The organism is Streptomyces sp. NPDC041124, assembly GCF_055592385.1.
Genome location: NZ_JBVIYR010000008.1, coordinates 322,513 through 347,581, shown reverse-complemented (window position 1 = coordinate 347,581; position 25,069 = coordinate 322,513). Strand labels below are relative to the sequence as shown.

Below are 25,069 nucleotides of genomic sequence, written 5' to 3'. Positions count from 1 at the left end.
CGGGCGGCACGCCGGCGCTCGGTTCTGCGCGCGGACAGGCGCTGGGCACGCGAGCCTGACACAGTGCTGCTCCCCTCCCCCGCGGCGGGTGCGTTCCCCCGTTCCGGGGAAGCGTCGGGCCCGCCGCCACTGGCACCACACTAAAGGTGCCACTCTGCGCTCATGGCGCAATGCGAACAAGTCCTCACCCCCGTGGACGGGGTCGTCTCCCGTATGCGCGCCCTCGACGCGGCCCTGCACGCACGGGACGGGGTCGCGGTGTTCCACCGTGTCTACCTGGCCGTGACCGAGGCCGCGGACCGGCGCACCGGCGCCGGTCCGCTCCCGGACACCCGTGCCACGTCCGCGCTGGACGTTCCGTTCGCGGAGCGCTATCTGGCCGCGGTCGACGCGGTGTCCGGGGAGCGCCGACCACCGGCCTGCTGGCGCCCGCTGTTCGCGTCCCGCCACCACCCGGGAGTACGTCCGCCGCAGTTCGCCCTCGCGGGCCTCAACGCGCACGTCGGTCACGATCTCGCGCTGGCCGTGGTGGACACCTGCCGTACGCTCGACTGCGAACCCGTCGACATCGAGGACGAGTTCGACCGGGTGGGCGAGTTGCTCGTCTCGCTGGAGGAACGCGTCCGCGAGGAGCTGACGCCGGGCCCCGACCTGCTGCGGATCGCCGATCCGCTGACGCACCTGCTCGGCGCGTGGAACCTGGAACGGGCCCGGGACGCCGCCTGGACGGCGGCCCGCACCCTGTGGGCGCTGCGCCGGCTGCCGGATCTCGCCGGGGAGTTCACCGAGCGGCTGGACACGGCGGTGGGCTTCGCCGGACGCATGCTCCTCACCCCGCTGCCCGACTGCGTTCCGGCGGGGGCGGCGTGGGATCAGTCCTCGGGGAGTTCGACGGGTGCGATCTCGTCGTAGACGTCTCCGGGGCCCGGGTTGGTGGGGTCGGTCTCGCCGCCGAAGTGGTGCATGACGCCCCAGACCGCGTTCAGCGCGGTCTGGACCGCGCCCTCGGCCCAGCCCGCCGTCCAGGAGATGTCGTCACCGGCGAGGAAGATGCCCCGCTTGTCCGCCGGCAGCTCCTCCTGCATGAAGTGCGTGAACAGACGCCGCTGGTAGCGGTAGTGGCCGGGCAGGTTGGCCTTGAACGCGCCCATGAAGTAGGGCTCGTTCTCCCAGGAGACGGTCACCGGGTTGCCGATGATGTGCTTCCGGATGTCGACCGTGGGGTAGATCTCGCCGAGCGACTTCAGCATGACCTCCATCCGCTCGTTCGCGGACAGCGGCAGCCACTTCAGGCTGTCGTCGCACCAGGTGTAGGACAGGCAGATGACCGCGGGCCGGTCGGGCCCGTCGTCCAGGAGGTAGGTGCCGCGGGTCATGCGGTCGGTGAGCGTCATCGACATGACGTCCCGGCCCGTCGGGTTCCCCCTGTCGTCGACGGCCTTGTCCAGCCAGAACGGCCGGTCCACAGGCACGAAGAGCTTGGAGCTCTCCATGTAGTGGGTGCGCTCGATCGCGGTCCAGTGGTCGATCGGGAACAGCGAGTCGTCGCAGGCGATCTTCGACAGCAGCATCCACGACTGGGCGGTGAAGACCGCCGCCTCGTAGGTGCGGATGTCTCCGTCGGCGTCCGTCACCGTGATGCGGTTGCCGGCGGTGCGGTGGAGCCGGGTGACGGCCGGGCGCGGCTCGCCGTCCACGTGCAGGGACCGCAGCGAGGTGCCGTACGGCCAGTGGACGATCTTCTCCGGCTCCCGCTCCCACAGCCGCAGCGGCAGCTGCTGGGAGCCGCCGACGATGCCGCGGTGGTGGTCGTCGGCCTCGGTGTAGACGACTCGCAGGATCTCCAGGATGGAGTTGGGGAAGTCGGTGTCCCAGCCGCCGGTGCCGAAGCCGACCTGGCCGAAGATCTCACGGTGCCGGAAGGACTTGAAGGCCTCGGAGTCGCAGAGGAAGCCGTAGAAGGTCTGGTTGTCGAGCTTCTCGACGAGCCTCGCCCATATCTCACGGATGCGCGGGACGTCCCGCTCGCGCAGGGCGCGGTTCATGTCGGAGAAGTCGGCGCCCTCCTCGAGGCACTTGCCCCAGGCGTCGGCGACATCGCGGTAGACCTGGGGCAGGTCGTCGAGGGTCTCGGCGTAGTGCGACTCGCCCTTGAGGTCGACGACGGTCGAAGGCGTCGCCTCGGCGAGGGGGTTGGGGAAGGGGCGGGTCGTCAGGCCCACCAGGTCGATGTAGTGCTGGAGCGCCGTGGAGGACGGCGGGAAGCGCATCGCGCCCATCTCGGCGGTCAGGGACGGATCGCAGCCGTCGAAGCCCACGGTGCGCAGCCGTCCGCCGATCCGGTCGGCCTCGTACACGACGGGCTTGAGGCCCATCTTCATCAGCTCGTAGGCGGCGACGATGCCGGACAGGCCGCCGCCGATGACCGCGACCTCGGTGCCGTGCTCGGTCGCCGGTATCTGCCCGAGCCCCGCCGGGTGGGCGAGGTAGTCGTCGTACGCGTAGGGGAAGTCCGGGCCGAACATGGTGATCGGCGGCTGCTGCTCGTCGGCGTGCTCGACGGCGTTGGGCACCGTGGACGTCATGGGGTACGGACTCCTAGCGGGGGTGGAACGGGGGCGCGGCGGGGGGAAGTTCAGACGAGGGACCCGTAGAGGCCCGGGCGGCGGTCCCGCAGATACGGGTTGTTCTCGCGGGACGCGGCGAGGAGGACGGGGTCGGCGTCGCCGAGGACGAGCTCCTCGGCGCGGCCGGCCCGGGCCCGGACGACTCCGTCGGGGGCGGCGAGCGTGGACAGGCCCACGAACTCCAGGTCACCTTCCAGGCCGACCCGGTTGACGTACGCGATGTACATCTGGTTCTCGAACGCCCGCACCGGCACGAGGGACTCCGCGACGAACTGGAACGGGTGCATCTGCGCGGTGGGCACCAGGAGGAGGTCGGTGCCGGCCAGCGCGTGGGCGCGCACGTTCTCCGGGAACTCCACGTCGTAGCAGATCATCAGGCCGACGGTGAGACCGCCGAGCTCGGCCTGGACGACGGTCTGTTCCGCCGGGGTGAAGTGGTCCCGCTCGAAGCAGCCGAAGAGGTGGGTCTTGCGGTAGTTCGCGAGACGGGTGCCGTCGGCGGCGACCAGCTGGACGGAGTTGTACACGGTGTCGCCGTCGCGTTCGGGGTAGCCGTAGGCGACGGCGAGGCCGTGCCGGCCGGCGGTGTCCGCGATCGCGTCGGCCGCGTCACCGTCGGCGGGCTCGGCGAGCCGGCCGATGTCGTCGCCGATCGCGTACCCGGTCAGGAACAGCTCCGAGGTGACGAGGAGCGCGGCGCCCGCGGCGGCGGCACGGCCGGCCGCCTCGTCGAGGACCTTCAGGTTCTCGGCGACGGATCCGGGCCGGCCGGAGCTCTGGAGCAGGGCGGTGCGCATGCGTGTTCCTCACCGGTACGCGGGGGTTTCAGGGGGCCAGATAGAAGGTACGGTCGGGCGGCTCGGGCGGACAAGGAGGAGCCGTTGCGCGCCGGTGAGCGGTTCGTTGCGTCGGGGGCGGGGGTGGCGGCGATTCGTTGCACGGCGCTTGAGCCGGAGGGCTCACCCGGGACCTGCGTCGGCGGGGTGCGCGGGCGTGAGTGGTCGCCGTGGACGGCGCGACCCGGCGTCGGCGGGGTGTCGCCGCGTGGGTGCGGACGGGGGGGTGTGCGCAGCCCGGCGCCCACGGGGTGCCGTCGCGCCCACCCGTGCCGCCCCAGCGGCACGACTGCCCGCGGGCACGATTGCCCGCGGGAACGGCGGGACGCGGGAACGGCGGGGGCTTGTGGCGCGTAGGCCGGGCCGGCGGTGGGCGGGGGTGCGCCTACCGCGCTACGGGGCAGGGGCACGGACCCGCCGGTCGGCTCGTCCTCGCCCCCGCCCGCCCGGGTGACCTCATCGCGCGGTCAGCGGGCGGGCCCCCTGCCCCAGGCGTCACGACCGTGGCTCGGCCGCCACCGCTCCCCTCCTGGCGAGCAGGACCGCCGCCGTCACGAGGTACGGCACCGCGAACACCGCGAAGGCGGTGCCGTGGGCGTGGCCGGAGGCGATCAGGGCGTAGCCGCCGAAGGCCGCGATCGTCGCCAGTTCCGTGCCCAGCCCCGCTACGGAGGTCAGGGTGGCCCGGCCGGAGTCCTGGATGCGCCGCTGGAGTCGGGCGTCGGCCAGCACGTTCGCCGCCTGCAATCCGCCGACCGCCAGGGCGACGAGGATCAGCCCCCGGGGACTGCCGTCGACCGCACCGGCGGCCAGGGCGACTCCGGCGCCGGCCAGCAGGACGGCGAGTCCTCGTGTCCCCAGGCGTTCGCCCTCCCCCGCCAGCAGGCTCCCGGCGGTGGCGCCGGCCCAGATCAGTAGGAGCAGGCAGGGCACCGTGCCGTCGGCGACGCCGGTCTCCCGCACCAGCAGCGGTGTGTACTCGTCCAGCGCGCCCCACACGGCGCTGACGGCCGGGACCAGCAGCAGCGCGCCGCGCACGGAGCGGTCGGCGCGGATCTCGGCGAGACCGGCCCGCAGGGTCCCCGTCCACGTGTCGTGCCCGGCCACCCGGGTGCGGTGTTCGGGGAACCGCAGGGCCACGGCCGCCGTCAGCAGGCAGACCAGCACGCTGGCGGCGCCGACGGCGGTGTGGCCGCCCCAGGTGAACACCGGGCCGGCGAGTCCCATCGCCGCCATCACGGCGACCAGCCCGGCCGCGCGGGCCCGGCCCATGATCCGGGCGTAGCGGTCGGCCGCGTCGAGCCGCTCCAGTTCGTCGTAGACGAGTGCTTCCAGCGCGCCGGAGCCGAGCGCCCCGCCGATGCCCCACAACACGAAGCCGGCCGCGAAGGCACCGTAGGACGGCAGCAGCACCCACAGGGCGAAGCCGGCGGCGGTCAGCAGCGGGCCGAGCCACAGCAGCAGCCGGCGGGAGACGGCGTCGGCCCAGACGCCGGAGGGGACCTCCAGCGCCACGGCGGTGACGGACCAGAGGGCGAACAGGGAGGAGAGCTGCCAGACCGACAGGCCGGTGTCGCTGAACAGCAGCGCGTACACCGGGTAGAGCAGGATGAACTCTTCGAGGAACGAGTAGCCGTACAGCGTGGTCGTCAGCCGTCGCACGCGGACGTCGGGGGCACGCGTGGGCGTGGGAGTCATGAGGCCTTCCCGAAGGGGTGGTTCGGACACCGGACGTGGAGGACGTACGGCGTCCGAGGCGGCCCTCGGGAGGCACGGCTGGTGGATCAATGTCGCCAGGTCATGACGCCCATGCTAGTGCGGCCGTGACGCGCCCCGCACGGCGTTTCCCGGGCTCGCCGCCGCTCACCGCTCCCGGGCGGGGAGCCGGGGCGGCAGCATGACGTCGCCGCTGCGCTTGAGGCGTTGCCAGGGCAGCCGGTACCCGTTGGCCGCGGTGAGGCAGGCCTGCACGAGCACCAGGTACATGAGCTGGCGGTAGACGATCTGCTGCAGCGGGAGCGCCCACAGCGGGCGCGGGCTCTCGCCGTCGAGGTGGAAGGCGTAGGCCGCGCAGAGGGTCTGCACGGCGAGGACGCCGGTCCACGCCAGCATCGTGAGGAGCGGGTTCCCGAAGACGAGACCGTAGACGGTCAGCAGGTCGATCAGCGGGGCGAGGAGCGGGGTGAGGATCTGGAAGACGGCCAGCAGGGGCAGCCCCAGGCGGCCGAAGTGTCCCGCGTGGCCGCGTTCGACCAGCGCGTGCCGGTGCTTCCACGCGGCCTGCAGGGTGCCGTAGCTCCAGCGGTAGCGCTGGCGCCACAGCTGCCTGAGCGAGGCCGGCACCTCGGTCCAGGCGAGCGCGTCCTCCACGTAACGGATCTCCCACCCGGCCCGGTGCAGGGCCATGGTGATGTCGGTGTCCTCGGCGAGGGTGTCGCCGCTCATCATCCCGGCCTCCCGCAGGGCCGTGACGCGGAAGGCCCCGACGGCGCCGGGGATGGTCGGCATACAGCGCAGCAGGTCGTACATGCGGCGGTCCAGGTTGAAACCCATCACGTACTCGATGTGCTGCCAACGGCCCAGCAGGCCGTGGCGGTTGCCCACCTTGGCGTTGCCGGCGGTGGCGCCGACGGCGGGGTCGGCGAACGGCTGGACGAGGCGGTGGACGGTCGAGGGGGCGAAGACCGTGTCCGCGTCGAGCATCACGACGAGGTCGTGGGAGGCCCGCCGGACGCCGGTGTCGAGGGCGGAGGCCTTGCCACCGTTCGGCTGCCGCACGACGGTGACCGCCGGGAGGCCGAGCGACTCCGCGATGTCGGCGGTGTCGTCGTCGGAGCCGTCGTCCACGACGATGATCTCGACGGGGTGGTCGCCGGCCGCGAGGGAGCGGAGCGTCTTGGCGACGCACAGACTCTCGTTGTGCGCGGGCACGACGACGCTGACGGGCCGGGTGACGGGCGGGCCCGGGTGGGGACGCGGGCTCCGGCGGGCGTGCCTGCGGGCGAGGACCAGCAGCAGCGCGCAGCGGCCGAGGACGAGGGAGCCGACGACCAGCAGCAGCACGCCGATGACGGACATCGTCGTCCCCGACACGGTCACGGCGGCCACGAACACCCGCCCCTGCCACCGCTCCGCGGTGTCGACGGGGCTGGTGAGGCTGTCGGTGCCGAGGACGTCGGCGAGGGTGGTGAAGCGGTAGCCCTGGGCCTGGAGCCGGGGGATCAGGATGTCGAGGGCCGCGACGGTCTGGGACCGGTCCCCTCCGGCGTCGTGCAGGAGGACGACCGTTCCGCGGCCCGGCGTGCTCGGTGTGGCCGCGTCGGCGATGGCGCGGGCGCCCGGGCGCTGCCAGTCCCTGGTGTCCTGGTCGATGAAGGCCAGGACGTAGCCCTTGTCGCCCAGGCGCCGGGCGACGGACCAGTCCGCCCGGTCCAGGGCGGCGGTCGTCGAGGAGTAGGGCATCCGCAGGAGCGAACTGTTGACGCCCGCGGCTCCGGCGAGGGCGAGCTGGGTCAGCGCCAGCTCCCGGTCGATGTCGCTCGCGGACCGGCGGGAGAGGTCGGGGTGGGAGAAGGTGTGCACGCCGATCTCGTGTCCGGAGCGGATGACGTCGCGCAGGATCCCGGGGTGGCGCACGGTCTGCTGACCGGTGACGAAGAAGGTGCCGGGCGTGCCGTGGCGGTCGAGGACGGCCTGGATGCGGGGCGTCCACACCGGGTCCGGCCCGTCGTCGAAGGTGAGGACCACCGTCCGGTCGGGTGCCCGGTGGGTGCTCAGGCCGTCGCGGGTGGTGTCGACGAGGGGACCGCCGCCGGTGACCTCCCGGGGCACTCCGGTGGCCGGCTGTCCGGTGCGCCCCTCCTGGTCCCCGGAGAAGGTCCGGGTCGTGCAGCCCTCGGCCAGCAGCACCGAGACGACGAAGGCCAGCACGACGAGGGGGACGACGACGCGGAAGCGGTTCCGGCGCCGGGGGGACGCCCGGTTCGGCCGCGGACCGGGGGGCGGCGGTGGGGGGCGGACCGGACGGGCGGGGCGGCGGCGCGTCACGGGAGCCCGGCCGCGGGTGCGTCACCGGGCGGGGAGCCGCCCGTGGTGTCCGGGGCGTCCGGGGCGTCCGGTGGACCGGAGGGCGCCTGCGGTGGCTCGGCGGTCGGGGTGGGCTGGGGCGGCGTTCCCGGCGGGGGTTGGGGGGCGGACGGGTCGTCCGGGGGCGGCGGTGGGACGGGGTCGCCCCCGGTTCCGGGTGCGGACGGGTCCTCGGGGGCGGGGGCGTCGGGAGCGGAGGGGTCGTCCGGGGCGGAGGGGTCGTCCGGCTCCTGCGGCGACGGCGGATCAGCCGGCGCGGGGAGTTCCGGCTCGGCGGGCACCGGGTCGCCGGGAACCGGGTCGCCGGGAACCGGGGGCGTCGTGGGGGCGGGGAACAGGCCGTCGGACGTGGTGAGCAGGGGGATCAGCAGGGAGCCCGGGCCGACCGCCGTTCCGGCGTCGCCGGCTCCGCCGCGGTCCGGGTCGAGCACGCCGCTGGGCGTCCGGGGTTCGTCGTCCTTCCCCTGCCGTCCCGGCGCGGACGGAGCCGTGGACTCCCCGGGCAGGGGCGGGAGCAGGGCGTCCGGGGCGAAGGGGGTGGCCCCGAGGAGACTCAGTCCCAGCACGGCCAGGTACGCGGCGGCCGTTGCGGCCACGGCGTATCCGGTACGCCGGAGGACCCGTGCGCGCCTGCCGGTGGAGTCGACGAACACGGGGAGGTTCGGATCGACCGGCGAACCGATCCCCGTTTGTCCGGAATCATCCTGACTCCGCATGCAGCCAGCGTACGCCCGAACGGGTCCGCCTACGTGGGCGATCCCGACGAGAAGCGCCGCAGCAGCGGGGACAGCACCAGCACGGACTTGGTCCGCTCGACGAACGGCTCGCCCGCGATGCGCTCCAGGACCCTCTCGAAGTGCCGCATGTCGGAGGCGAAGACCTGGGCGACCGCGTCGGCGTCGCCGGTGACGGTGGACGCGGACACGACCTCCTGGTAGCGCTCCAGGCCCCGCTGGATGGTCTCCGGCGAGGTGTTGCTGCGGCAGTAGATCTCGACGAACCCCTCCGTCTCCCAGCCGAGGGCGGCGGGGTCCACCCGTACGGTGAATCCGGTGATGGCCCCGGTGGCGCGCAGCCGGTCCACCCGGCGTTTCACGGCGGGTGCGGAGAGGCCGATCATCTGGCCGATGTCCGCGTAGGAGCGGCGGGCGTCCTCGGCGAGGGCGTGCACGATGCGTTCGTCGAGATCGTTCAGCACTGCGGGTGGTTCACTTCGCTTCTGAGGGGGCCGGTGCGGCGGCGAGCCGGGAACGGCGGTAGCCGTACAGGAAGTAGAACACGAGCCCGACGGCCATCCAGACACCGAAGACCACCCAGGTGACGGTGGACAGGCTGCCCATCATCCACAGGCAGAACGCGAAGCCGACGGCGGGCAGCACCGGCGACAGCGGCACCCGGAAGGTGCGCGGCATGTCCGGGCGGGTCCGGCGCAGCACCACGACGGCCACGTTGACCAGCGCGAAGGCGAACAGGGTGCCGATGCTGGTGGCGTCGGCGAGCTGGCCGAGCGGGATCGCGGCGGCCAGCACGCCGCAGAAGAGGGAGACGATCAGGGTGTTGGCGCGGGGTGTGCCGGTCTTCGGGCTGACCCTGCCGAACACCTTGGGCACCAGCCCGTCCCGGGACATGGCGAACAGGATGCGGGTCTGGCCGTAGAGCACGGTCAGGACGACGCTGGCGATGGCGATGACGGCGCAGAACGCCAGCAGGGTGCCCCAGAAGGTCTGTCCGGTGACGTCGCTCATGATCTGGGCGAGCGACGCCTCGGAGTCGGTGAACTGCCGCCAGGGCTTGGCGCCCACGGCGACCGCGGCGACCAGGACGTACAGCGCGGTGATGATGGCGAGGGACAGCAGGATCGCGCGGGGCAGGTCGCGCTGGGCGTTCTTGGCCTCCTCACCGGCGGTGGAGGCGGCGTCGAAGCCGATGTACGAGAAGAACAGCGTCGCCCCGGCGGCGCTGACGCCCGCCATGCCGAGCGGCATGAAGTCCTCGTAGTTGCCGGAGCGGAAGCCCTGGACGCCGATGGCGCAGAACAGCACCAGGGCGCCGACCTTCACGATCACCATGACGGTGTTGGCGCGGGCGGACTCGCGGGCGCCGCCCATCAGGAACGCCATGGCGAGCAGGACCACGATCAGCGCGGGCAGGTTGAAGATCCCGCCGTCACCGGGCGGGGCGGACAGCGCGGCCGGGATCGTGACGCCGATGGTGCCGTCGAGGAGTTCGTTGAGGTACTCGCCCCAGCCGACGGCGACGGCGGCGACCGAGACGCCGTACTCCAGCATCAGGCACCAGCCGCAGACCCAGGCGATCAGTTCGCCCATCGTTGCGTACGCATACGAGTAGGAGGACCCGGAGACCGGGATGGTGCCGGCCAGTTCGGCGTAGGAGAGGGCCGAGAAGAGGGCCGTCAGGCCGGCGATGACGAAGGACAGCGTGACGGCGGGTCCCGCCTTGGGAACGGCCTCGCCGAGGACGACGAAGATGCCGGTGCCGAGGGTGGCACCGATGCTGATCATGGTCAGCTGCCACAGCCCGAGGGAGCGGCGCAGTGAGCCGCCCTCGCCCTGGCCACCCTCGGCGACCAGGCGTTCCACGGGCTTGCGGCGCATGAGGCGCGCACCGGCCCCGAGGGACTGCGGGGCGGCGGGACTGCCGTTGTGCGGGGGTGCGCCTTGGTCGAGCACGCGCTGACTCCTTCGTCGCTGCCGTTGTTCCGCGGCAGGGACCGACGGTGTCCCGCGACAGCCGGAACCCGTCGGGCGGGGTCCACGCCGCACCACGTACAGCGCGTAACCCTACGAGGTTCTTCGTTGCTCCTGAAATGCAGCAACCTTGCGCACCGCCGCACGATCATTGCGTTCCCCGGGGTGAGGCGGGTGTTCGTTGCACGGGCCCTGTGGGCCGTCGCACACCCGCCCCGTCCCGGGGCGCGCCGTCAGTTCCAGCTGGCGTGCAGGGGCTTGCCCTCGGCGTAGCCGGCGGCGCTCTGGATCCCGACGACGGCCTTCTCGGCGAACTCCTCCAGCGACCCGGCACCCGCGTAGGTGCAGGAGGAGCGGACGCCCGCGATGATCGAGTCGATCAGGTCCTCCACTCCGGGGGAGGCCGGGTCGAGGAACATGCGGGAGGTGGAGATGCCCTCCTCGAACAGCGCCTTGCGGGCCCGGTCGTAGGCGGACTCCTCGGAGGTGCGGTTGCGCACGGCACGCGCGGAGGCCATGCCGAAGGACTCCTTGTAGGGGCGGCCGTCCGCGTCGTGCTGGAGGTCGCCCGGGGACTCGAAGGTCCCGGCGAACCAGGAGCCGACCATCACGTTGGACGCGCCGGCCGCGAGCGCCATGGCCACGTCCCGCGGGTGACGGACACCGCCGTCGGCCCACACGTGCTTGCCGTACTTCCTCGCCTCGGCGGCGCACTCCAGGACGGCGGAGAACTGGGGCCGGCCGACACCGGTCATCATGCGGGTGGTGCACATGGCGCCGGGGCCCACACCGACCTTGACGATGTCGGCGCCCGCCTCGATCAGGTCGCGGACGCCCTCGGCGGAGACGATGTTGCCCGCGACGACGGGCACCCGCGGGTCGAGGTCGCGCACCAGCTTGACGGCGCTGATCATCGACTCCTGGTGGCCGTGCGCCGTGTCGATGACGAGCGTGTCCACACCCGCCCGGAGCAGCTGCTCGGCCTTGCCCGCCACGTCGCCGTTGATGCCGACGGCGGCGGCGATGCGGAGCCGGCCGCGGGCGTCGGTGGCCGGGGTGTAGAGGGTGGCGCGCAGGGCGCCCTTGCGGGTGAGGATGCCGGCCAGGCGGCCGTCCTCGTCCACGGCGGGCGCGTAGCGGCGGTTGGCGCCGTCGAGGGTGTTGAAGGCCTCGCGCGGGTCCATGTCCGCGTCGATGAGGAGGAGGTCCTTCGACATGACCTCTTCGAGCTGGGTGAAGCGGTCCACGCCGGACAGGTCGGTGTCGGTGACCACGCCGACCGGCCGGTGCCCATCGTCGACGACGACGCCCGCGTTGTGCGCGCGCTTGGGCAGCAGGGCGAGCGCGTCGGCGACGGTCTGGTGCGGGGCCAGCACGATGGGGGTGTCGAGGACCAGGTGGCGGCCCTTCACCCAGGAGACGACCTCGGCGACGACCTCGATCGGAATGTCCTGCGGTATGACCACGAGTCCGCCGCGCCGGGCCACGGTCTCGGCCATGCGGCGTCCGGCGATGGCGGTCATGTTGGCGACGACGAGCGGGATGGTGGTGCCCGTGCCGTCCGGGGAGCTGAGGTCCACGTCCTGCCGCGAGCCGACCGCGGAGCGGCTCGGCACCATGAAGACGTCGTCGTACGTCAGGTCGTACGCGGGCTGGATGTCGTTCAGGAAACGCACGTGCTGCACATCCCAGTCGATCAGAGGTGGCCCCCGGACAGGTCAGCCAGGGGGAAGAGCACGTACTTCATTGTCCCATGCCGATCCCGGCGCCCTCCCCGGTCGGATCATCCATGCTGGTCAGAGCGCTGCTCGGAGGAACCTCCAAGGGCGAGTGCCACGGTGAGGGAGGCGGTGCGGTCCGCCGCCTCGGCGAACACGTCCTGGGCGGTCGCCCACTCGCCGGGGCGTGCCGCCGCGTACGTCCGCCAGTCGTGCACGACGATCAGCAGCCCCCGCTCCACCGCGCCCTCGGGCCACACGGTGTGGTCGGCGAGGCAGTCCACCAGGGCGTCCCAGTTGCGGCCGAACCAGTCGGGCAGGTTCAGGGCGCGGGCGCAGCGGTCCATCAGGCCCGCCTTGTCGGTGACGCCGTCGAGGCCGAGCGCGACCACGAGCCGGCCGCCGAGTTCGGGTGTCATCTCAGGACCGCCGTGAACGATGCGTAGTGGTCGTCGGTGTAGTACGTCTCGCCGTCCCGGCCGGTGACGATGCGGCGGGCCCCGCGATCGTCGGATCCGGGGGTCCTCACGGTGTACTCGCGGTAGTGGCCGCGCTTCTGCTGCGGCAGCAGCCCTTCGAAGTTGCCGAAGACGGAGCCGTCCTGTGCGTACGGGAAGGGCCCGCCCTCGTCGACGAGGTCCAGGGTGCGCTGCGCCTCGGCGGGCAGGTCGGCCTCCCGCACGGTGGCCATGCCGTCGGCCCAGGCGGGCGCCCCGCCGTCGTCACCGGCGGACGAGCAGCCGGCCAGCAGGACGAGCAGGCAGGCCAGGAGACGCGGGAGCAGGGCCCGTCTCAGCACCATGCGGTCGATGCTGCCAGGCCCGCTTCCGCGTCACCCGCCCTCAGGGGCCATCCGGGTCCGCGCGGTTGAGGGCGGACCGCGGGGTCGGTCCCGCGGTCATCAGGTAGTCCGCGGCCGACGTGTCCGTCACCAGGCTGGTGACCAGCCCGGAGCGCAGTACGGCGTCGATCGCGGGGCCCTTGCGCTGCCCGCCCGCGATCGCGACGACCTCCGGAACACGGCGCAGCTGGTCCGTCTTGACCGTGATGCAGCGCTCCCCCAGGTCCCGGCCGACCCGGCGGCCGTCGGCGTCGAAGAGGTGCGCGGACATCTCCGCGGCGACACCGAGGGAGGCGTAGTGGGCCCGCTCCTCGTCGCTGAGCATGTCGTGCACCGTCGAGATGCCCGGCTCCCAGGAGCCGATGGAGACACAGGCGACGGTGACCTTGTCGAAGTACTCGAAGGCCCGCGCGATGCCGGTCTGGTGGCGCAGCGCCTGCGCGGTGGCCTCGTCGGGCAGCAGCATCGGCGCGTAGATGGGGTGGGCGTCGCCGCCCGACACCTGCGCGGCGCGGCGGACGGCCTCCACCGAGCCGCGCTCGGCGGTCCCGGCGTCGTACACGCCCGTGAGCTGCACGACCGTGCAGGGCGGCAGCCGGTCCAGGGCCGCCGCCATGTGGATGGTGGACCGGCCCCAGGCCAGCCCCAGCACATCCCCTTCGTTGACCAGCTCGCCGAGCAGGTCGGCGGCCACCTCTCCCAGGTTCTCGGGGTCGGGTGTCTCCGCGGCCTCGGCCGGGGACTCGACCACGACGGCGTGCCTGAGGCCGTAGCGGGCGCGGAGCGCGTCGGAGCGCTCGGCGTCCAGCTCGGCCGGCACACGGATCTCGATCCGTACGAGATCCCGTTCGAGGGCGGTCTCCAGGACCCGGGCCACCTTGAAGCGGCTGACGCCGAACTCCTCGGCGATCTGGATCTTGGATTTGCCCTCGAGGTAGAAGCGGCGGGCCATGGCCGCCGCCTGCACCAGCTCAGCGGGTCCCATCCGCATGGCTGACCGGCCCGCCGACATACCCGACACGGCGATCTCCTCACTGCTGTTCACACTCTGGATTCGCCGTTCATCCTTGCAGATCCGGCGCGGTCGATCAGCCCTGCTGGGCGCCGTTCATGTATCTGACGCTCAGTGGTCGCATGCCCACGCCGCCTTGGCCGTCGCGGTCTCCGCCTGGTTGCGCAGTGCACGTACCGCCTCGGCCGGATCCGACGCCCCGTACACGGCGGAACCCGCGACGAAGACGTCGGCGCCGGCGTCGGCGCACCGCTCGATCGTGGAGGCCGAGACCCCGCCGTCGACCTGGAGCCAGAGCTCCAGGCCGTGCCTGCTGATCAGCTCACGGGTGCGGCGGATCTTCGGCAGCATGATGTCGAGGAACGCCTGCCCGCCGAAGCCGGGCTCAACCGTCATGATCAGCAGCATGTCGAGCTCGGGGAGCAGGTCCTCGTACGGCTCGATGGGAGTGGCGGGCTTGAGCGCCATGGACGCGCGGGCTCCCTTGGCCCGGATCTCGCGCGCGAGCCGCACGGGCGCGGCGGCGGCCTCGACGTGGAAGGTGACCGATCCGGCCCCGGCCTCCACGTACTGCGGGGCCCAGCGGTCGGGGGCCTCGATCATCAGATGGCAGTCCAGCGGCGTGTCCGTCGCCCGGGCCAGCGACTCCACGACCGGCACGCCGAGCGTGAGGTTGGGGACGAAGTGGTTGTCCATGACGTCGACGTGGAGCCAGTCGGCTCCCTCGACCGCCTTCGCCTCGTCCGCGAGGCGGGCGAAGTCGGCGGACAGGATGCTGGGGTTGATCTGCGGGGCCATGCCCCAAGACTGCCATGCCCCCCGGGGGTTGCGTGCAGCGGTGCGGATTCGCGCACCGGGCCCCGCGGTCCGGCCGGGACACCGGCGCTCGCCGAGGACGGGGAGGCGTCCTGACCCGCACCGCGCCCACGGGACCCGGGACGAGCCCGGGGTGCTCCGTCACGCGCCGCGGCGCACGGCGCGCTCTCCGGCCCGACCCGGACGGCGGGCAGCGGCCTCGGCCCGCGTCCACGGGTGGCCGGTGCGCCGGCCGGGAGCGCCCCCGGGCTCAGGGCGCGATGGATCAGCCCGTCCGGCGGATCAGGGCCAGGTACATCGCGTCGGTGCCGTGCACATGGGGCCACAGCTGCACGTCGGGGCCGTCGCCGAGGTCCGGGACCCCGGGCAGCAGCGGGCGGGCGTCGATCAGGTCGGCGTCCGGGAACTGCTTGAGGAGGTCGGCGACCACCGCCCGGGTCTCGGCGAGGTGCGGCGAGCAGGTGGCGTAGCCGACGACACCGCCGACCCGCACGGACTCCAGGGCGGTGCGCAGCAGCCCGCGCTGGAGCGGCGCGAAGCCCTCCAGGTCCTCCGGGCGGCGCCGCCAGCGCGCCTCGGGGCGGCGGCGCAGGGCGCCCAGCCCGGTGCACGGCACGTCGACCAGCACCCGGTCGAAGCTGCCGGGCCGCCACGGGGGACGCGTCCCGTCGGCGGCGACCACCTGGTACGGGCCCGGGTTCCCGGCGAGGGCCCTGGCCACCAGACCCGCCCGGTGCGGCTGCTTCTCCGAGGCGAGCAGTACGGCCCCGCGCTCGGCGGCGAGCGCCCCGAGCAGCGCCGCCTTGCCGCCCGGACCGGCGCATCCGTCGAGCCACATCCGGTCACGGCCCTCGACGGGAGCGTTGGCCAGGGCGAGCGCCACGAGCTGGCTTCCCTCGTCCTGCACACCGGCCCGGCCCTCGGCGACCGCCGCGATGGCGCCCGGCTCCCCGCCCTCGGCCAGCCGCACCGCGTGGGGCGACCAGCGGCCGGGGACGGCGGCCTCCTCGTCGAGCAGTTCGGCGGTGGTCGCCCGGCCGGGACGGGCGACCAGGGTGACCTCCGGACGCTCGTTGTCGGCCCGCAGCAGGTCCTCGATGCCGTCCCGCCCGCCGCCGAGGGAGTCCCACAGCGCGGAGACGACCCAGCGGGGGTGCGAGTGCACGACGGCGAGGTGGTCCTCGGGGTCCTGGTCGTAGGGCGGGGCGACCCGCTCCAGCCAGCCGTCGAGGTCGTCCTGCGCGATCTTGCGCAGGACGGCGTTGACGAACTTGGCGCGCCCGTCGCCGAGCACCACCCGGGCCAGTTCGACGGACGCGGACACGGCGGCGTGCGTGGGGATCCGCGTCCCCAGCAGCTGGTGCGCGCCGAGGCTCAGCACGTCCAGCACCGGCGGGTCCACCTCGCGCAGCGGCCGGTCGACGCAGGCCGCGATGACCGCGTCGTACGTGCCCTGGCGGCGCAGGGTGCCGTACACCAGCTCGGTGGCGAGGGCCGCGTCCCGCGCGTCGAAGTCGCCGTCCTCGCGCGCCTTGCGCAGCAGCGGGGGCAGGACGAGGTTGGCGTAGGCGTCCCGCTCGTCCACGGCCCGCAGGGCCTCGAAGGCGAGAACGCGGACGGGGTCCTTCTGGGGCCGGCGGTAGGGCTTGGCGGGCTTGCGGGGCCGACGGGGCTGATCGCTCACGAAAAAGGTGCTCCGGATGTGGGGTGAAGTGCGCGCTCCAGCCTACGTCCTGGCGGTTCCGCGGGCGTCAGGCGCCGACGCTCTCCCCGGCTCCGATCCGCACCCCGCGCGCCCAGTCCGCCGCCCGCATCGGCTTCTTGCCCTGGGCCTGCACCCACAGCAGTTCCACGGCGTACGAGGCGGTCCCCACGTACACGTTGTTCTTCCCGGCGGAGAGCTGCCCGGGAGCGAGCCCGGTCACGTCCGGTACGGGGGCCGCCTGGACGATCTTGAGGCGTTCGCCCCGGAAGGTGGTCCAGGCGCCGGGTGCGGGGGTGCAGCCGCGCACCACCCGGTCGACGCGCAGCGCCGGGGTGTTCCAGTCGAGGCGGGCGTCCTCCACGGTGACCTTGGGGGCGAGGCTGATGCCCTCGGCGGGCTGCGGTACGGCCTGGAGGGCGCCGTCCTCGATGCCGTCCATGGTCGCGGCGAGCAGTCCGGCGCCGGCGAAGGCGAGCCGGGTGAGCAGGTCGCCGCTGGTGTCGGTGGGGCGGATCTCCTCGGTGACGGTGCCGTAGACGGGCCCGGAGTCGAGGCCCTCCTCGATGAGGAAGGTCGCGGCTCCGGTGATCTCGTCGCCGGCCATGATGGCGTGCTGCACGGGTGCGGCGCCGCGCCAGGCGGGGAGCAGCGAGAAGTGCAGGTTGACCCAGCCCCGGGCGGGGATGTCGAGGGCGGCCCTGGGCAGGAGGGCGCCGTAGGCGACGACGGGGCAGCAGTCCGGCGCGATCTCCTTCAGCCGTTCGAGGAAGTCCGGGTCCCGGGGCCTGGCCGGCTTCAGCACCTCGATCCCGGCCTCCTCGGCGCGGTCGGCGACGGGCGAGGCGACCAGTCTGCGTCCACGCCCGGCGGGCGCGTCGGGCCGGGTGACGACGGCTGCCACCTCGTGCCGCCCGGAGGCGAGAAGAGCGTCCAGTGCGGGAACGGCGACCTCGGGGGTACCGGCGAAGACGAGCTTCATGGGGTGCTGGGAGCCTCTCGGGCGGGGGTGACTGGGGCAGCGCACCAGTCTATGACCCGGCACCGGCGACGCCGTCCGGGGACAGCCGCCGAAGGCGGACGCCCGGGAGGAACTCCCCCTCCCGGTCCGCTGAGACGGGCAGGTGCGCGGGCGGGAGAGTGTCCGCTGCCCCTCGGCCGGGACACGCCCCCGCGGGGGCGTACGCATATGCCGCCGCGCCCCCGCCCCGTGACCAGCGGGGCGCCCACGCGTTGGTCAAGGAAGAGTTGACCACGGGCCCCGCAGCGGGCTCATTCCTTTCAACGCCGGTTCGAGAGGCTTGTTCATGGCCGACCACGCAACCCACGACGCCCAGGCTCGGGCCAGCCTGCACTTGCTGGTGCGGGACATCGAGCGGGTCCGGCGCCAGGTGGACGCACTGCGCACGCTCACCGCCCAGCTGGGCAACGTCTACCGCCCGCGCCGCTCCGGCCCCTCCACGGGCTTCGTCGTCTACGGACGTGCCCCCGCTCCGACGGTCCGTCTCGCCCAGGAGCTTCGGGACAGTGTCGAGACCCTGGTCACGGCGGCCGTGGACTTCGACCGCTCACTCGGCTTCTCGTGGGACGCGGTGGGCTCGGCGCTCGGCGTCACCAAGCAGGCGGTGCACCGCCGCTACGGCGCCCGCCGGGCGGCCGAGCGGACACCCGCCGCCCCCGCCACGGCCACCGCCGAGGCCGAGCGGACTCCGGAGTCGCCGGGCACCCGGACGGTCAATGTGGGCGCCGGCGTCTCCTCCGTCCCGACGGTTCCCGCGGCCCGCGCCATGCCGACCCAGCCCACCGCCGGCAGCTCCTCCCTGCGCGAGGACCCCCGGCCCACCGTCTTCCCCGCCCCGCGCAACGGCTGAACCGCCCCCGCCCTTCCGGACCCACCGCCTCCGGGAGGGCGTCCCCACGTCCGCCACGAGCTCGGCGGACACGCCCGGCTCAGCCGATGTCGAGCGGGTCGATGCGCACCCACACCGGCTCGTTCCCGCCCCGGGCCATGCGCGCCGCCTGCGCGGCCTTCAGCGCCGCCGCCAGTTCGGCGCCGTGTCCGGGCGGCACCCGGACCAGCGCCCGGTCCCACTGCTCCCCCGGCGGCGGTGCGCCGGGGCGCCGCGGCCGGCCGGCCGGGGTGACCGGCAGTGGCACCGGGCCCAGGATCTCCGCCCGCGCCGGCAGGTCCACCGCGCGGAGAAACGCCGCCAGCGCCTCACCCGGCCCCGACACCGCCGCCATCCGCGACACCGGCGGGAAGCCCAGCTCGCCGCGTTCGGCCAGTTCCCGCACCGCGTGCCCGACCGGGTCCCACCGCACCAGCGCCTGCACCGGCCGCAGCGTCGGCTCCGCGACCACCACCACCGTGCCGCCCGCCGGCTGCGGGCGGACCAGCGCCGCCGCGCCGATCCAGCGGCGCAACGCGTCCTCGTCGGAGCGCAGGTCGGGCCGGCCCAGCATCGCCCACCCGTCCAGCAGCAGCGCCGCCGCGTAGCCGCCCTCCGCCACCGGTTCCGCGCCCGGCGTGCTCACCACCAGCGCGGGCGCCCCCGGCACCGTGTCCAGGACGTGCTCGCGTCCCGAGGTCCGCACCGGCACCGCGGGAAAGGCCCGGCCCAGCTCCTCCGCGGTCCGCCGCGCCCCCACCACCTGCGCCCGCAGCCGGAAGCCGCCGCACTCCGGGCAGTGCCAGCCGCTCTCCCCGCGGCCGCACCAACCGCACCGCAGATCGCCGGACCCCCGGGCCTCCAGCGGCCCGGAGCAGTGCCGGCAGCGCGCCGGCGCCCGGCAGTTCGCGCACGCCATCCGCGGCACGTACCCGCGCCGTGGGACCTGGACCAGCACCGGCCCGTGCCTCAGTCCCTCCCTGACGGTCTGCCAGGCGAGCGTCGGCAGCCGCGCCGCGCGGGCGGCCTCGTCCCGCGCCAGATCCTGGTCGCCGACGGTCCGCACCAGCGGCGCGGCGGCCCGTACCCGCTCCCTCGTGGCGACCAGCGGACGCGCCCAGCCTGTGTCCACGAGCTGGGCGGCCTCCACGGTGCAGCTCCAGCCGCCCAGCAGGAAGCCGCACCGGTCCTGTGCGGCCCGCAGCAGCAGCACCTCGCGGGTGTGCGGCTGCGGGGCGTGCTGCTCGCTGTGGCTGTCGTCGCCGTCGTCCCAGACCGCGAGCAGTCCGAGGTCCCGCACCGGAGCGAACATCGCGGCCCGCGTCCCGATGACGGCCCGTACGGATCCCCGCCGCACCGCGAGCCATTGCGCGTAGCGCTTCTCCGGACCCGCGTCGGCGGTGAGGACCGCGTGATGCCCCTCCCCCAGCAGTGCGGTGAGCGCGGCGTCGGCGCGGGCCACGGCCCGGCCGTCCGGGAGGACGGCCAGCGCACCCCGCCCGGAGGCCAGGGTCGCCGCGACGGCCCGGGCCAGCTCCTCGCTCCACCCAGGGCCGGGCAGCGCGTTCCACACGGCGCGTGGGGCGCCTCCGGAGGCCAGCGACTCCAGGAAGGCGGGCCCTTGCTCGTAACGCTCCCAGGAGCCGGGTGAGGGCGCCTGGGGCGGGGGCGGCGGGGCGGCCGGCGGACGTCGCTCGGCGCGGGCGTTGCGCGGCGGCACGGCGAGCTGGAGGACGTCGGCGAGGCTGCCCGCGTACCGGTCGGCGACCGCGCGGGCGAGGCCCAGCAGCTCCTCGTCGAGCACCCGCTCGGGCGAGACGACCTGGGCCAGGGCGGCCAGGGGGCCCGAGTAGTCGGATTCGGCCAGCCGCTCGACGAGGAACCCGTCGATCAGTCCCCCGCCCTCGCGCCGGCCCTCGCGCACCCGGTGCCGCCCGGCGCCGAACCGCACCCGCACCCTCACGCCCGGCTGCGCGTCGGCGTCCAGTTCCTCGGGCACGGCGTAGTCGAAGTAGCGGTCGAGGTGGAGCACGCCCTTGTCGACGAGGACACGGGCGACGGGCAGCTCCTTCGCCAGCGCGGCGCCTCGCCAGGTGCGCGGTTTGGCCCGGGGGACCTTGGTCCGGCGCACGCTCTCCCGGATGAGCGCGAGCTGCTCGGGCGGCGCGCCCTGGGCGCCGCCGTCCTGCCGTCCGTTCTCGCTGCTCACGCCTGCATTCTTACCAAACGGGTCGGACAGCGGCGCCCGGCCCGAGATCGGCCGCGGGTACGGAGGACCGCCCGGAGGCGCTTCTGCCTCGGTCCACTCGGCCACACCGGCCCCGGAGGGCCGGCGGCAGGACTCGAACCTGCGAGGGTCGTCCCCCGGAAGGATCCGTGCCCTTCGCACCGGGCCGCGGCGCAGCACCGCGAGCGTAGGGCGCAGCCGGTGCGGCGCGCGCGGCCTTTTCGCAGCGGTGCCGGACACGCCGAGGCCCGGCACCCCCGGAAGAGGGGCGCCGGGCCTCGGAGAGACATGCGGGCCGGACCTACAGCCCCGCCGCCGTGCGCAGGGCGTCCACGCGGTCGGTACGCTCCCAGGTGAAGTCGGGCAGCTCACGGCCGAAGTGGCCGTAGGCGGCGGTCTGGGCGTAGATCGGGCGCAGCAGGTCCAGGTCGCGGATGATCGCGGCCGGGCGGAGGTCGAAGACCTCGTCGATGGCCCGCTCGATCTTCTCCGTCTCGACCTTGGCGGTTCCGAAGGTCTCCACGAACAGGCCGACCGGCTCCGCCTTGCCGATCGCGTACGCGACCTGCACCTCGCAGCGCGCGGCCAGTCCGGCCGCCACCACGTTCTTGGCGACCCAGCGCATCGCGTACGCCGCCGAGCGGTCCACCTTGGACGGGTCCTTGCCCGAGAAGGCGCCGCCGCCGTGGCGGGCCATGCCGCCGTAGGTGTCGATGATGATCTTGCGGCCGGTCAGTCCGGCGTCACCCATCGGACCGCCGATCTCGAACCGGCCGGTGGGGTTCACCAGCAGCCGGTACTTCTCGGTCTCGAGCTTGATGCCCTCGTCGAGGAGCGCCTTCAGCTCCGGCTCCACGACGAACTCGCGGATGTCGGGGGCGAGCAGCGACTCCAGGTCGATGTCCGAGGCGTGCTGGGAGGAGACGACCACGGTGTCCAGGCGGACCGCCTTGTCGCCGTCGTACTCGATGGTGACCTGGGTCTTGCCGTCGGGGCGCAGGTAGGGGATGGTCCCGTTCTTGCGCACGTCGGACAGGCGCTTGGACAGGCGGTGGGCGAGGAAGACCGGCAGCGGCATCAGCGTCGGCGTCTCGTCCGTCGCGTAGCCGAACATCAGGCCCTGGTCGCCGGCGCCCTGCCGGTCCAGCTCGTCGTCGTCGCCCTCGACGCGGGCCTCGTAGGCGGCGTCGACGCCCTGGGCGATGTCCGGGGACTGCGCGCCGATCGACACGGAGACGCCGCAGGAGGCGCCGTCGAAGCCCTTCTTCGAGGAGTCGTAGCCGATCTCCAGGATCTTGTTGCGCACCAGCGTCGCGATGTCCGCGTACGTCTTGGTGGTGACCTCGCCGGCCACGTGCACCAGGCCGGTGGTGATCAGGGTTTCGACGGCGACCCGGGAGGCCGGGTCCTCGCGGAGGAGCGCGTCGAGGATGGTGTCGCTGATCTGGTCAGCGATCTTGTCGGGGTGACCCTCGGTCACGGACTCCGAGGTGAACAGACGACGGGACACAACGCTCCCTGGGGTTGCAGCGGCTGCTGGCTGATCGTTGGCGAACGGCGGGGGCTGCACCCGACGCCGTCGGTGGAACAGTTTATCGGTCGCGCTTCGCCGCGGGTCCCCCTGTCTCGTCTCGCGAGAGCGCTGTGACCTGCGGCACGGGCATTCTCCCCGGGCGGGGCGAGGTTCGCCAGAGGGGGCCACGCCCCGTTGTGGGAGGTTTCGGTGGGTCGGAGGCGAAATCAATCACTCATCCGAGGCGTTCGACCACCAGGTCCCAGATGGTTTCGGCCAGGTTTTCCTTGGGGCCGTGCGCGACGGGCGTCTCGGTTCCGTCGGCCCCCAGGACCACGGCTTCGCTCTCGTCCAGGCCGAAGGTCTTTCGCTCCCCCACCTCGTTCACCACCAGCAGATCGCAGCCCTTGCGCTTCAGCTTGGCGCGCCCGTTGGCGAGCACGTCGTCGGTCTCGGCGGCGAAGCCGACGATCACCTGTCCGGACCTCACCCGGTCGCCGGAGATCTCCGCGAGGATGTCCGGATTCCGCACCAGGGTGACGGGCTCGGGATCCTGGCCGTCCTTCTTCTTGATTTTTCCGCCGGCGTAGGCCGCCGGACGGAAGTCGGCGACGGCCGCCGCCATGACGACCGCGTCCGCGTCGGGGGCGGCGCGCAGGACGGCCTCTCGTAGCTCCACGGCGGTCCCGACGGCGACGACGTCGACGCCGGCCGGGTCGGGCAGGGCGGTGTTGGCCGCGATCAGCGTGACGCGGGCGCCCCGGGCGGCGGCGGTGCGGGCGAGGGCGTAGCCCTGCTTGCCGGAGGAGCGGTTGCCGAGGAAACGGACGGGGTCGAGGGGTTCGCGGGTGCCTCCGGCGCTGATCACGACGTGCCGGCCGGCGAGGTCGGGCTCGGTGACGCCGCGGGCCAGGACCCGGCGGCACACCTCGAAGATCTCCCCGGGGTCGGGGAGCCGTCCCTTGCCGGTGTCGGCGCCGGTGAGACGGCCGACGGCCGGTTCGATGACGACGGCGCCCCGGGCGCGCAGGGTCGCCACGTTGTCCTGGGTGGCCGGGTGCTCCCACATCTCGGTGTGCATGGCGGGTGCGAAGACCACCGGGCAGCGGGCGGTGAGCAGGGTGTTGGTGAGCAGGTCGTCGGCCAGGCCGTGGGCGGCCTTGGCGAGCATGTCGGCCGTGGCCGGGGCGACGACCACCAGGTCGGCGTGCTGTCCGATGCGGACGTGCGGCACCTCGTGCACGTCGTCCCAGACCTCGGTGGAGACCGGGTGGCCGGAGAGCGCGGACCAAGTGGCGGCGCCGACGAAGTGCAACGCGGAGGCGGTGGGCACGACCCGTACGTCGTGTCCCGACTCCGTCAGCCGCCTGAGCAGCTCACAGGCCTTGTACGCGGCGATGCCGCCGCTGACCCCCAGAACGACCTTGGGCTTGTCCACCGTCTCTCCCCGGACCTCGGTACATGTGCGACCGGCACCATCAGACACCACAGGCCCGGCAGACGTGCTGCCGGGCCTGTGGAAAAGTCAGCTGGAAACCGCTGATACGACTGACCGACCGATTACTGGCCGGGGCCTTCGACGGCCTCGGAGGTCAGCAGTCCCGCGTTGATCTCGCGCAGGGCGATCGAGAGCGGCTTCTCGTGGACGTGGGTGTCGACGAGCGGACCGACGTACTCCAGCAGGCCCTCGCCGAGCTGCGAGTAGTACGCGTTGATCTGGCGGGCCCGCTTGGCCGCGTAGATCACGAGGCTGTACTTCGAGTCCGTGGCCTCGAGGAGCTCGTCGATCGGCGGGTTGATGATGCCCTCGGGCGCGGAGATGGAAGAGGACACGCTCTACCTTCCGATGGATGGGAAAGATTCAGTCGACCTGACCGGTGAACGATTGCTCACGATCACACGACGTTCATCAAGGCTAGCAGCTCGCGGGCGACGTCCTGGACGGAGGTGTTGACCAGGGTGGTGTCGAACTCCGGCTCGGCGGCCAGTTCGGTCTTCGCGGCCGTGAGCCGGCGCTCGATGACCTCGGCCGACTCCGTGCCGCGGCCCGTGAGCCTGCGCACGAGCTCCTCCCAGGAGGGAGGGGCCAGGAACACCAGCTGCGCCTCGGCCATGGACTCGCGGACCTGCCGCGCACCCTGGAGGTCGATCTCCAGCAGCACGGGCACGCCCGCCTCGAGGTGCTCCAGCACGGCCGCGCGGGGCGTGCCGTAGCGGTTGCCCGCGAACTCGGCCCATTCGAGCAGCTCGCCGTTGGCGATCAGCTTGTCCATCTCGTCGTCGGTGACGAAGAAATAGTGGACGCCGTGCTGCTCACCGGGGCGGGGCTTGCGGGTCGTCGCCGAGACGGAGAGCCAGACCTCGGGGTGTTCCTTGCGCATATGAGCGACGACCGTGCTCTTGCCGACCCCTGAGGGGCCGGAGAGCACGGTCAGCCGCGGACGTACGTCCGGGGGTACGGGGGACGTCCCCCGGGGTGTTGCAGCCATGCGGCGATTATTCCAGCAATCCCGCAGTGCCCGGGACGCCGGTCCCGGACGGTCCGGTACTCAGGAGCCGGTGCTGCCGAACTCGCGCTCCAGGGAGGCGATCTGGTTGGACCCGAGACCCCGCACGCGGCGGCTCTCGGAGATGCCCAGACGCTCCATGATCTGCTTGGCGCGGACCTTGCCCACGCCCGGCAGGGACTCGAGCAGGGCGGAGACCTTCATCTTGCCGATGACGTCGTTCTCCTGGCCCTGCTTGATGACCTCGTGCAGGGAGGCGCCGGAGTGCTTGAGTCGATTCTTGACCTCGGCCCGCTCCCGGCGAGCCGCGGCGGCCTTTTCGAGCGCGGCTGCGCGCTGTTCAGGGGTAAGGGGCGGAAGAGCCACGCCTACGTCACCTCGGATGTCGAACTGTCGGATACGGACCGGTGAGGAACCTGGTCGCCCCACACCTGGGAGTGACGGACGACATCGTCGCCCGTTCACTCTCCGTCGGAGACTAGCGGCCAAGTCCGCCTGAGTCAGCGAGAACTGCGGAAAAGTCCTGGTCAGCCTCCGCCAGGCCGGACATTCGAGACAAATGGTTGCTGTTGTGAGGGTGTTTTCAC

General features: G+C 73.2%; 22 protein-coding genes. 2 read left to right on the top strand and 20 right to left on the bottom strand.

Annotated elements, in window-relative coordinates; genetic code table 11:
- The first annotated feature begins 162 nt into the window (after positions 1 to 162).
- The gene (locus ACZ6A9_RS23510; RefSeq protein ID WP_468988473.1) at positions 163 to 912 is read left to right on the top strand and encodes a DUF5995 family protein; all 750 of its coding nucleotides are present in this window, start codon (positions 163 to 165) and stop codon (positions 910 to 912) included.
- On the opposite strand, the gene ACZ6A9_RS23505 is transcribed toward ACZ6A9_RS23510, so the two are convergent.
- From ACZ6A9_RS23505 to fmt, 14 genes are all read right to left on the bottom strand, one after another.
- Positions 873 to 2,585 (bottom strand): flavin monoamine oxidase family protein, encoded by a 1,713-nt coding sequence (locus ACZ6A9_RS23505; RefSeq protein ID WP_468988471.1) that lies wholly within the window; start codon positions 2,583 to 2,585, stop codon positions 873 to 875. The genes ACZ6A9_RS23510 and ACZ6A9_RS23505 overlap by 40 nt on opposite strands.
- Before the next feature lie 50 nt (positions 2,586 to 2,635).
- Complete coding sequence (locus ACZ6A9_RS23500) at positions 2,636 to 3,424, bottom strand: carbon-nitrogen hydrolase family protein (protein ID WP_468988468.1); 789 nt, start codon at positions 3,422 to 3,424, stop codon at positions 2,636 to 2,638.
- A gap of 534 nt (positions 3,425 to 3,958) precedes the next feature.
- Positions 3,959 to 5,161, bottom strand: coding sequence for an MFS transporter (locus ACZ6A9_RS23495; protein WP_468988466.1), 1,203 nt, complete (start codon positions 5,159 to 5,161; stop codon positions 3,959 to 3,961).
- Between the two features lie 165 nt (positions 5,162 to 5,326).
- Complete coding sequence (locus ACZ6A9_RS23490; RefSeq protein ID WP_468988464.1) at positions 5,327 to 7,393, bottom strand: bifunctional polysaccharide deacetylase/glycosyltransferase family 2 protein; 2,067 nt, start codon at positions 7,391 to 7,393, stop codon at positions 5,327 to 5,329.
- 113 nt (positions 7,394 to 7,506) lie between these two features.
- Positions 7,507 to 8,145, bottom strand: coding sequence for a hypothetical protein (locus ACZ6A9_RS23485; protein WP_468988461.1), 639 nt, complete (start codon positions 8,143 to 8,145; stop codon positions 7,507 to 7,509).
- A 149-nt stretch (positions 8,146 to 8,294) separates the two neighbouring features.
- Entirely contained in the window at positions 8,295 to 8,747 is a 453-nt protein-coding gene (locus ACZ6A9_RS23480) for an Lrp/AsnC family transcriptional regulator (protein ID WP_468988460.1), read from the bottom strand.
- A gap of 10 nt (positions 8,748 to 8,757) precedes the next feature.
- Positions 8,758 to 10,239, bottom strand: a complete 1,482-nt coding sequence (locus ACZ6A9_RS23475; protein WP_468988458.1) for an amino acid permease — start codon at positions 10,237 to 10,239, stop codon at positions 8,758 to 8,760.
- A 251-nt stretch (positions 10,240 to 10,490) separates the two neighbouring features.
- On the bottom strand, positions 10,491 to 11,933 hold the full coding sequence (locus ACZ6A9_RS23470; protein WP_468988455.1) for a GuaB1 family IMP dehydrogenase-related protein: 1,443 nt from the start codon (positions 11,931 to 11,933) through the stop codon (positions 10,491 to 10,493).
- A gap of 107 nt (positions 11,934 to 12,040) precedes the next feature.
- Complete coding sequence (locus tag ACZ6A9_RS23465) at positions 12,041 to 12,394, bottom strand: barstar family protein (RefSeq protein ID WP_468988453.1); 354 nt, start codon at positions 12,392 to 12,394, stop codon at positions 12,041 to 12,043.
- Positions 12,391 to 12,777 (bottom strand): guanyl-specific ribonuclease, encoded by a 387-nt coding sequence (locus ACZ6A9_RS23460; protein WP_468988450.1) that lies wholly within the window; start codon positions 12,775 to 12,777, stop codon positions 12,391 to 12,393. The genes ACZ6A9_RS23465 and ACZ6A9_RS23460 overlap by 4 nt, the downstream gene beginning before the upstream one ends.
- Positions 12,778 to 12,817: 40 nt before the next feature.
- Positions 12,818 to 13,861, bottom strand: a complete 1,044-nt coding sequence (locus ACZ6A9_RS23455; protein WP_468988448.1) for a sugar-binding transcriptional regulator — start codon at positions 13,859 to 13,861, stop codon at positions 12,818 to 12,820.
- Between the two features lie 78 nt (positions 13,862 to 13,939).
- Positions 13,940 to 14,626, bottom strand: a complete 687-nt coding sequence (gene rpe / locus ACZ6A9_RS23450; protein WP_468988446.1) for a ribulose-phosphate 3-epimerase — start codon at positions 14,624 to 14,626, stop codon at positions 13,940 to 13,942.
- Between the two features lie 283 nt (positions 14,627 to 14,909).
- Positions 14,910 to 16,328, bottom strand: coding sequence for an RsmB/NOP family class I SAM-dependent RNA methyltransferase (locus tag ACZ6A9_RS23445; RefSeq protein ID WP_468988443.1), 1,419 nt, complete (start codon positions 16,326 to 16,328; stop codon positions 14,910 to 14,912).
- Between the two features lie 67 nt (positions 16,329 to 16,395).
- Positions 16,396 to 17,328 (bottom strand): methionyl-tRNA formyltransferase, encoded by a 933-nt coding sequence (gene fmt / locus ACZ6A9_RS23440; protein ID WP_468988440.1) that lies wholly within the window; start codon positions 17,326 to 17,328, stop codon positions 16,396 to 16,398.
- Positions 17,329 to 17,653: 325 nt separating this feature from the next.
- On the opposite strand from fmt, the gene ACZ6A9_RS23435 reads away from it, so the two are divergent.
- Positions 17,654 to 18,217, top strand: a complete 564-nt coding sequence (locus ACZ6A9_RS23435; protein WP_468988438.1) for a hypothetical protein — start codon at positions 17,654 to 17,656, stop codon at positions 18,215 to 18,217.
- A 79-nt stretch (positions 18,218 to 18,296) separates the two neighbouring features.
- Here ACZ6A9_RS23435 and ACZ6A9_RS23430 read toward each other — a convergent pair whose 3' ends face one another.
- The 6 genes from ACZ6A9_RS23430 to ACZ6A9_RS23405 all read right to left on the bottom strand — a co-directional run bounded on the left by ACZ6A9_RS23430 (position 18,297) and on the right by ACZ6A9_RS23405 (position 24,848).
- Positions 18,297 to 20,444 (bottom strand): primosomal protein N', encoded by a 2,148-nt coding sequence (locus ACZ6A9_RS23430; protein WP_468988437.1) that lies wholly within the window; start codon positions 20,442 to 20,444, stop codon positions 18,297 to 18,299.
- 319 nt (positions 20,445 to 20,763) lie between these two features.
- Complete coding sequence (gene metK, locus ACZ6A9_RS23425; protein WP_228970010.1) at positions 20,764 to 21,972, bottom strand: methionine adenosyltransferase; 1,209 nt, start codon at positions 21,970 to 21,972, stop codon at positions 20,764 to 20,766.
- A 238-nt stretch (positions 21,973 to 22,210) separates the two neighbouring features.
- Entirely contained in the window at positions 22,211 to 23,413 is a 1,203-nt protein-coding gene (coaBC, locus tag ACZ6A9_RS23420) for a bifunctional phosphopantothenoylcysteine decarboxylase/phosphopantothenate--cysteine ligase CoaBC (protein WP_468988434.1), read from the bottom strand.
- 122 nt (positions 23,414 to 23,535) lie between these two features.
- The gene (gene rpoZ / locus ACZ6A9_RS23415) at positions 23,536 to 23,808 is read right to left on the bottom strand and encodes a DNA-directed RNA polymerase subunit omega (RefSeq protein ID WP_004933985.1); all 273 of its coding nucleotides are present in this window, start codon (positions 23,806 to 23,808) and stop codon (positions 23,536 to 23,538) included.
- A 62-nt stretch (positions 23,809 to 23,870) separates the two neighbouring features.
- Positions 23,871 to 24,464 carry a guanylate kinase gene (gene gmk / locus ACZ6A9_RS23410; protein WP_468988431.1) on the bottom strand — a complete coding sequence of 198 codons (594 nt, stop codon included), beginning with the start codon at positions 24,462 to 24,464 and terminating at the stop codon, positions 23,871 to 23,873.
- 60 nt (positions 24,465 to 24,524) lie between these two features.
- The gene (locus tag ACZ6A9_RS23405; RefSeq protein WP_003977346.1) at positions 24,525 to 24,848 is read right to left on the bottom strand and encodes an integration host factor; all 324 of its coding nucleotides are present in this window, start codon (positions 24,846 to 24,848) and stop codon (positions 24,525 to 24,527) included.
- Between the last annotated feature and the right edge of the window lie 221 nt (positions 24,849 to 25,069).